12 protein-coding genes are annotated in these 14,181 nt (G+C 72.1%); 9 read left to right on the top strand and 3 right to left on the bottom strand.

The annotated features are described in order from the left end of the window. Nucleotides 1-2: 2 nt before the first annotated feature. Both pstS and LQ222_RS13905 read right to left on the bottom strand, forming a co-directional pair. Entirely contained in the window at nt 3-1,022 is a 1,020-nt protein-coding gene (gene pstS, locus LQ222_RS13910) for a phosphate ABC transporter substrate-binding protein PstS (RefSeq protein WP_230167244.1), read from the bottom strand. Nucleotides 1,023-1,326: 304 nt separating this feature from the next. Beyond that, the gene (locus LQ222_RS13905; protein ID WP_230167243.1) at nt 1,327-2,112 is read right to left on the bottom strand and encodes an enoyl-CoA hydratase-related protein; all 786 of its coding nucleotides are present in this window, start codon (nt 2,110-2,112) and stop codon (nt 1,327-1,329) included. A 135-nt stretch (nt 2,113-2,247) separates the two neighbouring features. Here LQ222_RS13905 and LQ222_RS13900 point away from each other — a divergent pair, with 135 nt between their 5' ends. From LQ222_RS13900 to LQ222_RS13875, 6 genes are all read left to right on the top strand, one after another. Beyond that, nucleotides 2,248-3,945, top strand: coding sequence for a gamma-glutamyltransferase family protein (locus tag LQ222_RS13900; protein WP_230167241.1), 1,698 nt, complete (start codon nt 2,248-2,250; stop codon nt 3,943-3,945). Continuing rightward, nucleotides 3,929-5,788 carry a tetratricopeptide repeat protein gene (locus LQ222_RS13895; RefSeq protein WP_230167239.1) on the top strand — a complete coding sequence of 620 codons (1,860 nt, stop codon included), beginning with the start codon at nt 3,929-3,931 and terminating at the stop codon, nt 5,786-5,788. The genes LQ222_RS13900 and LQ222_RS13895 overlap by 17 nt, the downstream gene beginning before the upstream one ends. Nucleotides 5,789-5,955: 167 nt before the next feature. Then, the gene (locus LQ222_RS13890) at nt 5,956-6,636 is read left to right on the top strand and encodes a DUF1194 domain-containing protein (protein ID WP_230167237.1); all 681 of its coding nucleotides are present in this window, start codon (nt 5,956-5,958) and stop codon (nt 6,634-6,636) included. Further along, entirely contained in the window at nt 6,633-7,229 is a 597-nt protein-coding gene (locus LQ222_RS13885) for a histidine phosphatase family protein (RefSeq protein ID WP_230167236.1), read from the top strand. Before LQ222_RS13890 ends, LQ222_RS13885 begins: the two co-directional genes overlap by 4 nt. Nucleotides 7,230-7,531: 302 nt before the next feature. Beyond that, on the top strand, nt 7,532-7,738 hold the full coding sequence (locus LQ222_RS13880) for a hypothetical protein (protein WP_230167234.1): 207 nt from the start codon (nt 7,532-7,534) through the stop codon (nt 7,736-7,738). Next, nucleotides 7,735-9,156, top strand: a complete 1,422-nt coding sequence (locus tag LQ222_RS13875; protein ID WP_230167232.1) for an amidase — start codon at nt 7,735-7,737, stop codon at nt 9,154-9,156. Before LQ222_RS13880 ends, LQ222_RS13875 begins: the two co-directional genes overlap by 4 nt. On the opposite strand, the gene LQ222_RS13870 is transcribed toward LQ222_RS13875, so the two are convergent. Next, complete coding sequence (locus LQ222_RS13870) at nt 9,137-10,753, bottom strand: thiamine pyrophosphate-dependent enzyme (RefSeq protein ID WP_230167230.1); 1,617 nt, start codon at nt 10,751-10,753, stop codon at nt 9,137-9,139. The two genes, LQ222_RS13875 and LQ222_RS13870, sit on opposite strands and share 20 nt — an antisense overlap. Before the next feature lie 185 nt (nt 10,754-10,938). Between LQ222_RS13870 and LQ222_RS13865 the strand changes: the two genes are divergently transcribed. Genes LQ222_RS13865 through LQ222_RS13855 form a run of 3 tightly spaced genes read left to right on the top strand, consistent with a single transcriptional unit; the run spans nt 10,939 to nt 14,145 of the window. Next, a complete protein-coding gene (locus tag LQ222_RS13865) occupies nt 10,939-12,465 on the top strand; it encodes a circularly permuted type 2 ATP-grasp protein (protein WP_230167324.1) in 1,527 nt (508 codons plus the stop codon). Beyond that, nucleotides 12,459-13,400, top strand: coding sequence for an alpha-E domain-containing protein (locus tag LQ222_RS13860; protein ID WP_230167229.1), 942 nt, complete (start codon nt 12,459-12,461; stop codon nt 13,398-13,400). The genes LQ222_RS13865 and LQ222_RS13860 overlap by 7 nt, the downstream gene beginning before the upstream one ends. Nucleotides 13,401-13,413: 13 nt before the next feature. Further along, nucleotides 13,414-14,145, top strand: a complete 732-nt coding sequence (locus LQ222_RS13855) for a peptidase (RefSeq protein ID WP_230167227.1) — start codon at nt 13,414-13,416, stop codon at nt 14,143-14,145. Nucleotides 14,146-14,181 lie beyond the last annotated feature (36 nt).

Below are 14,181 nucleotides of genomic sequence, written 5' to 3'. Positions count from 1 at the left end.
CGTCAGGCGCCGAACTGGCGGTTCCAGGCCGCGCGCACCGCGTCCTTGGTCGCCTGGGTCAGCGGGATGTACTCCAGCTCCTGCGCCAGGCGGTCGCCTTCCTTGAAGGCCCAGTCGAAGAAGCGGCGGACATTGGCGCTGCGCGCCGCATCCGTCGGGTTGGTCGGCAGCAGGATGAAGGTCGGCGCCACGATCGGCCAGGACTGCGCGCCCGGGGTGTTGACCACGTTCGCCGCGAAGCCCGGCACCGACCAGTCGGCCGCACCGGCGGCCGCCATGAAGGTGGCGTGCTCCGGCTTCACGAAGTTGCCGTCCTTGTTCTGGATCTGCGTCGTCACCAGGCGGTTGGTGATGGCATAGGCGTTCTCGACATAGCCGATCGCGCCACGCACCTGGCGCACCGTGCCGGCAACACCTTCATTGCCGCGCGCGCCGGTGCCGGCGGGGAAGCGCACCGAGGTGCCCACGCCCACGCGGGTCTTGAATTCCTCGCTGACGTCCGAGAGGTAGGAGACCCACACGAAGGTCGTGCCCGACCCGTCGGCGCGATAGGCCGGCGCGATCGCCAGGTTCGGCAGCGTCAGGCCGGCATTGATGGCGGTGATGCGCGCATCGTTCCAGCGGGTGATCTTGCCCAGGTAGATGTCGGCCAGGATCGGGCCGGTCAGCTTCAGCTGGTCGTTCTCGACCCCCGGGATGTTCACGATGGCGACCAGCGAGCCCATCACCGTCGGGAACTGCAGCAGGTTGCCTTCGGTGAGCTGCGTCGCGTTCAGCGGCGCGTCGGTGCCGCCGAAATCGACGGTGCGGTTGCGGATCTGGTTGATGCCCGCGCCCGAGCCGACCGACTGGTAGTTCACCTGGATGTTGATGGCGCTGCGCGCCGCCTCTGCCCACTTCTGGTAGACCGGGTTGGGAAAGGTCGCGCCGGCGCCCGTGACGGCCGCGGCCTGCGCGCGAGCGCCGAAGGCCGGCAGGGTCAGCGCCGCACCGGCGCCGAGAAGGATGGTCCGCCTGTTCATCTGGGTAATCTCCGTCGCGTGTTTCTGCGGTGCCCGCCCCGGCAGGGACGCCACTGGCGCGCTTCTAGGAGCCCCGGAAGTCCTCCCGATTGCAGAAATGTGAAGGTTCGATGACGGGGTGGGCTACAAGTCAGCCGGTTGTCGAGGCTGTCCTGCCGCGCGCGCCACGGTTGCGCGGCAGGAAGATCAAGGGCTTGCGGCCGGAGTGCCTGCCGCTCGCCAGCGCTTACGTCACGCTCCCTACACTATTGTTTTTGCGCGCCTATTTACCGGCTCACAAGAGTCCGTCCGAGGCGATGGCGCGCTACCGATACCAGCCGGGGCGGCGCTTTTCGCGGAAGGCCGCCAGCCCCTCGCGCCCTTCGGCGCTGGCCCGCTGCATCCAGGATTCATGGGCCAGCAATGACATCTCGCGCGCCGAGAGCGTCAGCCCGTTCGCGCCAAGGAACGACTCCTTCGTCATGGCGATCGCGCTGGGCGCCGAGAGCATCGTCTGGTCGATGATCTCGGCGAGTCGCGCCTCGGCGGCCTCGGCCGCCACCACCTCGTGGACCAGGCCGATGCGCAGGGCTTCCTCGGCGCCGAAGCGTTCGCCGGTCAATGCATAGCGGCGCGTGTGGCGCAGCCCCATGGCATGGACCATGTGCGTGCTGATGGGGGTGGGGGCGACGCCGACGCGCACCTCGGTCAGGCCGAAGATCGCGGCCGGCGTGGCGAGCGCGACATCGACGCAGCACACCACGCCGCAGCCGCCGCCGAAGCAGGCGCCATGCACCAGGGCGAAGGTCGGCTTGGGGAATTCGTTCAGCTTCTGCATGGCGGTGGTGGTCGCCATGGACGCCGCATAGGCCTGCTCCGGCCCGTAGGTCGCCGCACGCGCCAGCCAGTCGAGGTCGGCACCCGCCTGGAAGTGCTTGCCGGCGCCGCGGATGACCAGGGCGCGCACGCTGTCGTCATCGTGCAGCTTGTCGAGGCCGGCGATCATCGCGCCGAGCAGGTCCTCGTCATAGGCATTGCCCTTGGCGGGCTTGTTGAGCGTGGCGGTGGCGATGCCGCGGGCATCGATTGACAGCAGGACGGGGTCGGACATGGCGGGGTTCCCTTCGACGTCGCCGCATCCTCGGCGCTCCGCCGCAGCACGCCAAGACGAGGTTCCGCCGGCATGTTGTTGACGCATGGCCGCCGCGCGCCGACCCTCCGCCGCCTGACCCGGGAGCCCCGCCGCATGTATGCCACCCGCCCCACGCTGTCCGGCCCGCGCCATGGCGTCTCGGCCGGGCATTACCTGGCCTCGACCGCCGCCATCGCGGTGCTGGAGGCCGGCGGCAACGCGATCGACGCCGGCTGCGCGGCCGGCATGGCGCTGGGCGTGCTGCTGCCGGACCTGGTGAACGTGGCGGGCGTCGCGCCCATCATGATCCGCCTGGCGGATGGCACGGTCGAGACCATCGCCGGCCTGGGCCACTGGCCGCGCTCCCTGCCGCCCGACATCTTCATGCGCGAACATGGCGGGAAGATCCCGAACGGCGTGCGCCGCACCGTGGTGCCGGCCGCGCCCGATGCCTGGATCACCGCGCTGGAACGCCACGGCACCATGGGCTTCGGCGATGTCGCGCAATACGCCATCCGCTATGCCGGGGAGGGCTACGCCGTCTATCCGCTGCTGGCCGAGACGGTGGCGGCGCATCGCGACGAATACGCCCGCTGGCCCTCCAATGCCGCGATCTTCCTGCCGGGCGGCGAACCGCCGGTGGTCGGCACGCGCTTCGTGCAGTCGGACCTGGCGCGCACGCTGACCTACATGGTGGATGAGGAAAAGCGCGCGACCGGCGGGCGCCTCGCGGGCCTCGCCGCCGCGCATGCCGCCTTCTACCGCGGCGACATCGCGCGCGAGATCACCCGCTTCATCCAGGCCGAGGGCGGCTTCCTGTCCATGGAGGATATGGCCGGCTTCCGGTCCCGCCTGGAACCCGCCGTCGCGCGCCGCTGGCGCGGCCATACGCTGTTGACCTGCGGCCCCTGGTGCCAGGGGCCGGCGCTGGCGCAGGCGCTGCTGTTGATGGAGCGCGCCGGCTTCGACGGCATGGCGCATAATTCCGCCGACTACCTGCATCTGCTGACCGAATGCGTGAAGGCGGCGATGGCCGACCGCGAATACCACTTTGGTGATCCGCTGTTCACGACGGTGCCGCTGGACGCGCTGCTGTCGCCCGAACACCTCGACGCGCGGCTGCGCCGGATCGACCCGGACCGCGCGCATCCGTCGATGTACGAACCGCTGCTGGGCATGGGCACGCCGGCCGATGGCCCGGTGCGCGCCGACCTGCCGAAGGTCGAGGCCGATACGTCCTACGTCGCGGTGGTGGATCGCTGGGGCAATGCGTTCAGCGCCACGCCGTCGGACGGGTCGTGGAATTCGCCGGTGGTGCCCGGGCTGGGGCTGATCCCGTCCAATCGCGGCAGCCAGTCGCGGCCGGACCCGGCGCACCCGTCCGGCGTCGCGCCGGGCAAGCGGCCGCGGCTGACGCCCAACCCGGCGATGGTCGCCACGGAAGACGGCGGCGTGATGCCCTTCGGCACGCCCGGCGGCGACGTGCAGATCCAGGCCATGCTGCAGGTGATGCTGAACGTCTTCCACTTCGGCATGGAATTGCAGGAGGCGATCGAGGCGCCGCGCATCGCCTCCTACGCCTTCCCGTCCTCCTTCGCGCCCTTCGACTATTTCCCCGGCCGCGTGGCGGCGGAGGGCCGCATCCCGCAATCGGTGCGCGACGACCTGGCCGCGCGCGGGCACGAGGTGAAGGCCTGGGACGACGTCACCTGGCTCGCCGGCTGCGTCGAGGCGGTGCTGTCCGACCCCAAGGCCGGCCTGGTGCGCGCCGGCGCCGATCCGCGCCGCCCGGCCTATGCCATCGCCGGCTGACGGGCCCGTCGCGGACGCCATTGCGCATCACGCGGCGGGACGGTTCCGCGAGGCGGTCGCCGGCTACCAGGCGGCGCTCGCCGGGGGGCTCGATACGCCGGAACTGCGCAACAACCTCGCGCATGCGCTGCGCCTGCTGGGCCAGCCGGAGGCCGCGCTCGCGCAGTATGCCGAGGCGCTGCGCCAGCGCCCGGACTACCTGCGCGCGCTGCTCGGGCGGGCTGATGCGGCCGAGGCGCTGAACCGCCTGCCCGAGGCGGCCGAGGCGCTGGCGGCGGCCATACCGCTCAGCCCCGATCCCGATCCGCTGCGCATCCGCCTGGCCGGCCTGCACGGGACGATGAACCGCCCGGATCGTGTCGTGGCGCTGCTGCGCGCCGTGGCACCCGGCGGGCCGGACCAGGCCGTCGTGCACAACAACCTCGGCAATGCGCTGATGGCCTGCGGCCGTCCGAGTGAGGCGATCGGCGAATTGCGCGCCGCCGCGGCGCTGCTGCCGGGGCGCACGGAAGTGCAGGTCAACCTTGCGCATGCGCTGATGGCGTCCGGGCGCCCGGCGGAGGCCGCGGCCGCCTGCGGCGCCGCTCTCGACGCCGATCCGGACTGCTGGCCGGCCTGGCACAATCGCCTTCTGGCGCTGAACTACCTGCCGGAGGTCACGCCGGCGGCGATCGCCGAGGAGCACCGGCGCTTCGGTGCGCGGATCGCCGCGCGCATCCCGGCCATGGCGCCGCCGGCGAATACGGCCTATCCCGGCCGACGGCTGCGCATCGGCTTCGTCTCGGGCGATCTGCGCACCCATCCGGTCGGCCAGTTTCTCGACGGCGTGGTCGCCGCGCATGACCAGGCCGGCTTCGCGCTCTTCGCCTATGCCAACCAGGGCACCGAGGATGCGGTGTCGGCGCGGCTGCGGGCGCATCTCGATGGCTGGCGCCAGGTGCTCGCGCTGGATGACGCGGCGCTGGCCGCGGCGGTGCGTGCGGATGGCATCGACATCCTGGTCGATCTGTCGGGGCATACCGGCGGCACGCGCATCGCGGCCTTCGCCCGGCGGCCCGCGCCGGTCCAGGTGGCCTGGATCGGCTATCCGCAGACCACGGGGCTGGCCGCGATGGACTGGATCATCGCCGACCCGACCGTGCTGCCGCCGCAGGACGAGCCGCTCTACGCCGAGCGGGTGATGCGCCTGCCGGGCTGCTACCTGTGCTACGGTGCGCCGTTGCCGGGCGCGCCTGGCGGCCCGCCGCCGATGGTCGCGCGCGGGCATGCCACCTTCGGCTGCTTCGGCGGGCTGGCGAAGATCAACGATTCGGTGCTGGCGGCCTGGGCGCGCATCCTGGCCGCGCTGCCCACCGCGCGCATCCTGGTGAAGACACGCGCGCTGGGCGAGGCCGAGACGGCGGCGGCGCTGCGCGCGCGCTTCGCCGCGCAGGGTGGCGATGCGGCGCGGCTCGACCTGGAAGGGCACCTGCCGGCGACGCACCACCATGCGCGCTTCGCCGATCTGGACCTGATGCTCGACCCGTTTCCCTATGGCGGCTGCACCGGGACGGTCGAGGCCATCCATGCCGGCGTGCCGACCCTGGGCCTGCGCGGGCGCGGCGGCATGATGACCCGCAGCGCCGAGACCCTGCTGGCGCAGACCGGCATGGCGGATTGGGTGGCCGCGGATGTGGATTCCTACGTCGCCATGGCGGTGCGGATGGGGCGCGACCCGGCGGCCTTGGCGGCGGCGCGCGCGCGTGTCTCGCCGGCGCCGCTGCGCGATGCGGCCGGTTTCGCGCGGGGGCTGGAGGCGGCGTGGCGGGCGATGTGGCGCGACTGGTGCGCGCGGCAGCATTGAGGCGTGCCGTCGCGGCTGCGATGGCGCCGGCTGCGCGGCATCGTCAGGGCGTCGTCGGCGGCCGGCGGGGCGCTTTCGGCGCGCGACCTGGCTGCCGATGCCGCCGCCGCGTGCGTCTTGCCGGCGCCGCGCCGCGCGCTATGTCCTGGCGCATGGATGGAACCGCGATGCGGCGTCGCAGCGTGCTGGCCCTGACCGCGGCGCCCGGTGCCGCCGCGGCACAGGCCGCGCCGGCGCTGGACCTGCTGCTGGTGCTGGCGATGGACGCCTCGGGCTCCATCGACGCCGATGAATTCCGCCTGCAGCGCGAAGGGCTGGCGGAGAGCGTCACGCATCCCGCCATCCTCGCCGCCATCGCGTCCCGGCCGAACGGCGCGATCGGCATCGCCATGGTGGAATGGGGCAGCCCGGGCGGCGCGGTCACGGCGGTGGACTGGATGGCGGTGCGCGATGCGCCATCCGCCCGCGCGCTGGCCGAGGCCATCATCGCCGCGCCACGCTCGCGCCAATCCTACAACGCGATCGGCGATGCCATCGCGCACAGCACCGCGCTGATCGCCGCCGCGCCCTTCCGCAGCGAGGACCTGGTGATCGACGTGGCCGGGGACGGGCCGGACATGCGGTCCTTCACGCCCGCGACGGATGCGCGCGACGCGGCGGTGGCGCGCGGCATCACGGTGAATGGCCTGGCGATCGAGGTCGCGCCCGTCACGCGCTTCGGCGAACCGCTGCGCCGGCACTACGAACACGACGTGATCGGCGGCCCCGGCGCCTTCGTCATCGCGGCCGAGACGCGCGCCGATTTCGCGCGTGCGATGCGCGCCAAGCTGATCCGGGAGATCGCATGAGGATCGCGCGACGCGCGCTGCCCGCGCTGCTGCTGGCCGCGCCGGCGCTGGCCAGCACGCCGGCCTGGGTCGCCACGCTGCGCGCCGGCGGCTTCGTGCTGTACATGCGCCATGCCATCACCGACCGCAGCCAGGCGGATACCGGGCGGCTGGGGGATCGCGCCGGGCAGCGCAACCTCTCGGCGGCGGGCGTGGCGCAGGCGCGCGCACTGGCGGAGGCGATGGCGCGGCTGGCGATCCCGCTGCGCCCGATCTGCTCCAGCCCGGTGTTCCGCGCCGCCGATACCGCCGCGATCATGGCGCGCGGCGCGGCGGTGGATGTCACGATGGACCTGGTGGCGGACGACTACACGCAGGATGTGCCGGGCGCGATCGCCTCGGCCCGCCGCGCGATGGGCACGGCCCCGCCGGCGGGCAGCAACGCGCTTCTGGTCGGGCACATCCATGTGTTCGGGCCGGCGGTCTTCGGGCGCATCCTGGCCCAGGCGGAATTCCCCGAAGGCGCCTTCGGCATGGTCGCGCCCGAAGCCGCCGGCCCGCGCGTCGTGCAGGTGATCATGCCCGATGCGGTGATCACGGCGGGGCTTGGCTAGTGTCCTGCCCGCTGCGCGCTTGGGGTTCGCCATGCACGCGGCGGACAAGCAGGCCACTGAAAACCATGGCTGGCGGGCCGACGATGAAGCCGGCAGGACTTCGGAATCGGGACACTGGCGCGTCATCCATCCGGCCGGAGCCGGCGGGACGGACGGGAATGCTCGCGACGGCCGGTGGCGCGTGCAGGTGCCGTGCGCCTTGCGAACGGATCATGCCGCGGGATCGCTGCCGGGGCACGGGGTTTGCAAACCATCGTCGCGGCGCAAGGATGACGCGCCGACAGCGCCGGAGGACCCGCCCCATGCCGACCGACCCGACCCCCGAGATGATGGCGGCGATCCGCCTGTGGTCCGGCGTGGACTGCCCCAACCCCGCCGGGGCGCGCGCCCTGGAGGATTTCCCCGCCCTGATCGCCGAGTTCGAGGCGCTGCGCGGCACCATGCTGTTCGAGGACGAACCCCCCGCCTTCGACGCCGCGCTGCGCGCCGAGCAGGAGCCGCAGGCGTGACCGACCTCGCCCTGCTGTCCGTGACGGACGCCGCCGATGCCTTCGCGAAGGGCGAGGCCAGCGCCGAGGCCCTGGTGCGCGCGTCCCTCGCGCGCATCGACGCGCATGACGCGCAGGTGAATGCCGTGATCCGCCTTGATCGCGAGGCCGCGCTGGAAGCCGCCAGCGCGCAGGACAAGGCGCGCGCCGGGGGCGTGGCGCTGGGCCCGCTGGCAGGCGTGCCGATGATGCACAAGGACATGTACTACCGCGCCGGGCGCGTGAGCAGCTGCGGGTCGAAAATCCGCGGCGACTTCAGGCCCGCCGTCACCGCGACGGTGCTGCATCGGCTGGACGCCGCCGGCGCGATCGACATGGGCACGCTGAACATGGCGGAGTTCGCGCAGAACCCGACCGGCCACAACGCGCATTTCGGCGACTGCCACAATCCGTGGGGCTTGCCGTATTGCACGGGCGGGTCGTCATCCGGTTCGGGCGCGGGTGTGGCGGCGCGCTTCTTTGCCGCGGCGCTGGGCTCGGACACCGGCGGGTCGATCCGCCTGCCGGCGTCGATTTGCGGCGTGACCGGCATCAAGGGCACGCAGACCCGCGTGCCGCGCACCGGCGTGATGCCGCTGTCCTTTTCCATGGACAATGTCGGGCCGCTGACGCGCACCGCGCGCGACGCGGCGCGGGTGATGACGGTGATCTCCGGCCACGACCCGCGCGATCCCACCAGCGCGCCCGAGGCGGTGCCGGACTACGAGGCCGCGCTGACCGGCGACCTGCGCGGGGTGTCGGTCGCGGTGCCGCGCGAATGGTTCTTCGACGGCGCGGACGACGTTGTGGTGCGCGGCTTCGAGGCGGCGCTGGAGGTGCTGAAGGCGCGCGGCGCGTCCGTGACCTATGTCGCCTGCCCCTCGTTGCGCGCCATCGGCGCCTATGTCGCCGTGGTCAGCCGCGTCGAGGGTGCCACCATCCACGCCAACTGGATGCGCGAGCACCCGGGCGACTACGCCATCCACCTGTCGGGCCGGCTGTATGGCGGCTACGCCATTCCCGGCACGCATTACCTGGAGGCGCTGTCGCGCCGCGGCGCGCTGCTGCGGCAATTCTGCCGGGAGGCCTTCGCCGGCCATCACATCGTCGCGACACCGACGCTGCGGATGCGCGTGCCCACCCTGGCCGAGACCAGCATCGATGCCGACCCGGCGAATTGGGCGCGGCACATGGCGATCTCGGCCAATACGCGGCCGTTCAACTACCTGGGCATCCCGACCGTCAGCCTGCCCTGCGGCTTCGACGATCGCGGGCTGCCGATGGGGCTGCAACTGGCCGCGCGGCCGTTCGCGGAAGGCCGCGCGCTGGCGGTAGCGGATGCCTACCAGCGCGAGACCGACTGGCACGCGCGGGTGCCGGCTATCCCCGCAGCGCCTTGATCTGTGCCGGATAGCCCGAGGGATCCACCGCCACGTCGATCAGCACGGGCCCGGTCGCCGCGCAGGCCTCGGCCATCGCGGCGGCCAGTTCGGCCTCGGTGGTCGCGGTCAGCCCGATGCCGCCCATCGAGCGCATCGCCGCCGCCAGGTCGGCGCGCGGCCAGCCCAGCGCGCCCGCCGGCAGGTCGCGCGCATCCTTCTTGATGTCGATCAGCGACAGCGTCGCGTCGTTGAACGCCACCACCACCAGCTTCACGCCCAGCACCGCGGCGGTGGCCAATTCACCGAGCCCCATCAGCAGCCCGCCATCGCCGGTAAAGGCCAGCGCGCCGCGCGCGGGGTCGTGCAGCGCCGCCGCGATCGCCGCCGGCACCGCGAAGCCCATGGTCGCCAGGCCGTTCGAGATCAGCAGGTCGCCCGGGCGTTCGCACTGCCAGAAGGTGGTGGCGGGGAACATGTGCGCGCCGGCATCGACCGCCACGCGCGGGTCGAAGCCGGCGGCGCGCGCGGCGGCCTGGGTGACCTCGACCAGGCGCTGCGGGCCGATGCCGCTGCCGCGCCGCGGGTCGTTGGCCAGCGCGCGCAGCCAGTCGGCGCGCAGCGCGGCGATGGTCGCGGCCTGCCAGTCCGACCGGGCCGCGCCCTCGGCCAGCGCGCGCAGCGCCACCGCGACATCGCCGGTCAGCGCCGCCGCCGGCGCGGCATAGGGCAGGGTGCGGGCCGAGGTCGCGACCTCGATCACCGGCACGTTCCAGCGCCACGGCTTGGGGATGAATTCGACCGGGTCGGCGCCGACCATGATGACGGCATCGGCACCATCCAGCACCGGGCCTTCGGCCGCGCCGCAGGTGAAGATGCCGGCGAAATGCACATCGGCATCCGCCACCACGCCCTTCGCCTTGTAGGTGACCAGCGCCGGGCAGCCGAGGGCTGCGACCAGCGCGCGCAGCGGTCCGGCGGCCGTCACGGCCTCCAGGCCGGCGATCACGACGGGGCGCCTGGCAGCCGCCAGCACGCGGCGCGCGGCGGCGATGGCGGCGGCATCGGGGGCGGGCAGGGCGGCGCTGGGCTGCGCCGCGGGCAACGCCGCCGGCTGGCGCGCCACGCTGCCCGACAGCTCGATCAGCGCCGCACCGCGCGGGGCTGCCATGGCCGCGCCGATCGCCTGCACCGCAGCGTCGCCGGCCGCCATCTGGCCGACCGCGAGCTGCACCTTGGTCACCGGCGCCAGCATGGCGGCATGGTCGAAATACTGGTGGGTGGCGAAGGCGCGTTCGGCGGGGGCGAAGCCGTCCGCCACCAGCACCACCGGCGCGCGGTCGAGCGCGGCATGCGCCATGCCGTTCGCCGCATTGCCCACGCCAGGCCCGCGCGTGCACAGCGCGACGCCCGGCGTGCCCGCAAGTTCCGCCTCGCTCGCCGCCATGATGACCGCCGAGGTCTCGTGCCGCGCCAACACGAAATCGATGCCGCGCGCGCGGGCGGCGGCGATCAGGTCGAGGCTCGAACCACCGCCCGGCACACCGTAGATGCGCTTCGTGCCGGCCGCGGCGAAGGCGGCGGCCAGGGCGTCGGCGGCGGTGGTGGCGTCGGGCATGCGGGCTCTCCGGCAAGGGGGCGCGGACCATAGGCGCGATGCTCCGTGCTGCCCATCGGGGGGCAGCGACAGCCTGCTTGCTGGGCAGAACGGTGATCGTTCGGGGCCTCATCGGGCAGGCCGGGCTTGCGCGCGGGGGCATGGCTCGGCAAGGCTGGGCATCGGAGGATCTCGCGCCGGTGACCATGACCACCCCTGCCTTCGACGAAATGTCGGCCGACGGCCTGATCCGCGGCCCCTATGCCGAGATCGCGCGATGGCTCGCCGCCACGCCGCGCGCCGCGCTGGAACATCGCCGGCACGAGGCCGAACTGCTGTTCAAGCGCATCGGCATCACCTTCGCGGTCTATGGCGAGGGCGGCGATCCCGAACGGCTGATCCCCTTCGACATCATTCCGCGCATCCTGGCGCGCGCCGAATGGGATGCGCTGTCGCGCGGGCTGGTGCAGCGGGTCACGGCGCTGAACCGCTTCCTCGCGGATGTGTACGGCAAGCAGGAGATCCTGCGGGCGGGGCGCATCCCCGCGGCGCTGGTGCGCGACAACGAGGCCTTCCGCCCCGAGATGGCCGGCTTCACCCCGCCCGGCGGCGTCTATACCCACATCGCCGGCATCGACGTGGTCCGCACCAGCCCCAGCGAGTTCTGGGTGCTGGAGGACAATTGCCGCACGCCCTCGGGCGTGTCCTACATGCTGGAGGGGCGCGAGGCGATGCTGCGCCTGTTCCCCGGCATCTTCGCCACGCACCGCATCGCCTCGGTCGGCCATTACCCCGAGGAATTGCTCGAGACGCTGAAATCGGTGGCGCCGGAAGGCTGCCGCGGCACCCCGCGCGTCGCGATCCTGACGCCGGGGTCCTACAACAGCGCGTATTACGAACACTGCTTCCTGGCCGACGAGATGGGCGTGGAGGTGGTCGAAGGCCCCGACCTGTTCGTCGAGGACGACGTTGTCTTCATGCGGACCACGACCGGCCCGCGGCGCGTCGACGTGATCTATCGCCGGATCGACGACGACTACCTGGACCCCAGGGTGTTCCGGCCCGAAAGCGTGCTCGGCGTGCCGGGGCTGATGGCGGCCTACAAGGCGGGCAATGTCGCGCTGGCCAATGCGCCGGGTGCCGGCATCGCCGACGACAAGGCGATCTATCCCTATGTGCCGGAGATGATCCGCTTCTACCTGAACGAGGAACCGCTGCTGGCCAATGTGCCGACCTTCCTGTGCGAGCGCGCCGACGACCGCGCCTATGTGCTGGACCACCTGCACGAACTGGTGGTGAAGCTGACCCATGGGTCGGGCGGCTACGGCATGCTGGTCGGCCCGCACAGCACCGCCGAACAGCGCGCCGACTTCGCCCGGCGCATCAAGGCCAGCCCGGCCGAATACATCGCGCAGCCGACCCTGGCGCTGTCCACCGTGCCGACGCTGACCGACAAGGGCATCGCGCCGCGCCATGTCGACCTGCGCCCCTTCATCCTGTCGGGCAAGGAGGTCCGCGTGGTGCCCGGCGGCCTGACGCGCGTGGCGCTGCGGGAGGGATCGCTGGTGGTGAATTCCTCGCAGGGCGGCGGCACCAAGGATACCTGGGTGCTGGAGGACGACCCCGCCGACATCGCGCCGCCCAGCCGGTCGCAGACGCAATCGCAGTCCCAGTCGCCGTCAGGGTCGGGGTCGCAGGGCCAGTCGCAGTTCCACGGGGGTGCGGGATGCTGAGCAGCACCGCCGCCAGCCTGTACTGGCTCGGCCGCTATGTGGAGCGCGCGGGCAACAATGCGCGCGGCTTGCAGGTGGCGCTGCGGATGGTGTCGCTGACCGGCGCGGTGGCGCAGCGCGACAGCGCCTGGCGCGCGCTGCTGATCGCCTCGGGCTGCGAGCCCGGCTTCATCGCCAAGGACATCCCGCTGACGCAGGAGAACGTGGTCCGCTATTTGGCCGCCGATCCCGAGAACCCGTCGTCGATCATGTCCTGCATCGAGGCGGCGCGGCGCAACGGGCGCGCCGTGCGCACCGCGCTGACGGTCGACATGTGGGAGGCGGTGAACGAGACCTGGTCGCAGGCGCGCCGGTGCTCGGACGAGACCTTCACGCCCGACCGGCTGCCCGATTTCCTCGACTGGGTGAAGTCGCGCACGGTGCTGTTCAACGGCGCCTATGCCGACACCATGCTGCGTGACGAGGCCTGGCGCTTCGTGCGCCTGGGCACCATGCTGGAACGCGCCGACAACACGGCGCGCGTGCTGGACGTGCACCACCATGCGCTGGGCGATGTCGAGGAAAGCGGCGCGGTCGCCTACCTGCAATGGCAGGCGATATTGCGTTCGGTCTCGGCGCTGCGCGCCTATCAATGGGTCTATCACGCGCGGCTCGAGCCGCGGCGGATCGCGGAACTGCTGCTGCTGCGCCCGGAACTGCCGCGGTCGATGATCGCCTGCTATGCGCGCATCGAGGAAACGCTGGACGCGCTGGCGGCATCGCATGGCGGCAAGCGCGGCGAATGCCACCGCCTGGCCGGCGAGGTCCATGCCCGGCTGCGCTTCGCCCGCATCGAGGACATCATGGCCGGCGGGCTGCACGACTTCCTGACCCGCAAGATCGACCGCAACATCGACCTTGGCCGCGAGATCGCGGGCTTCTACCTGCATTCCTGAACGCGAGGCCGCGATGACCTATTGCGTCGGGCTGTTCCTGGACGAAGGCCTGGTCCTGCTGTCGGACACGCGCACCAATGCGGGTGTCGACCACATCTCCACCTTCTCGAAGATGCATGTCGAGGAAGTGCCCGGCGAGCGCATGCTGGCCATGCTGTCCTCGGGCAATTTGGCGATCAGCCAGGCCGTGTGGAACCGCCTGCAGGAAGGCGTGTGGCTGGACAGCGAACGCCACACGCTGCGCGACGTGCCCACCATGTTCCGCGCCGCGCAGCTGGTCGGCGCCGCGGTGCGCGCGGTGTTCGACGCCGACGGCCCATCGCTGCGCGCGCAGGGCATCGGCTTCGACGTGGCGCTGCTGCTGGGCGGGCAGATCGCCGGGCAGCCCCACCGGCTGTACATGGTCTATGCGGCCGGCAATTTCGTCGAGGCGACCGCCGATACGTCGTTCCTGCAGATCGGCGAGCACAAATACGGCAAGCCGATCCTCGATCGCGCCGTGACGCCCGGCATTTCGCTGGCCGATGGCGTGAAGCTGGCGCTGATCAGCATGGACGGCACGCTGCGGTCCAACCTCACGGTCGGCATGCCGCTCGACCTGCTGGTGGTGCGCGCGGGCACGCAGCGCGTGGCGCTTCGCAAGCGCATCACCGAGGACGAGCCGTATTTCCGCCTGGTGCGCGAAGGCTGGGAACGCGCGCTGCGCGACGCCTATGCGGCGATGTCGGTGCCCGACTGGGTGTGACCCTTGCGTGGGGGCGCGTCGCCGCCCCTAATGCGC

The organism is Roseomonas sp. CECT 9278, assembly GCF_918698155.1.
GTDB lineage: Bacteria > Pseudomonadota > Alphaproteobacteria > Acetobacterales > Acetobacteraceae > Neoroseomonas.
The sequence above is the reverse complement of the archived record's forward strand: the minus strand, read 5'-3'. Positions and strand labels throughout refer to the sequence as shown.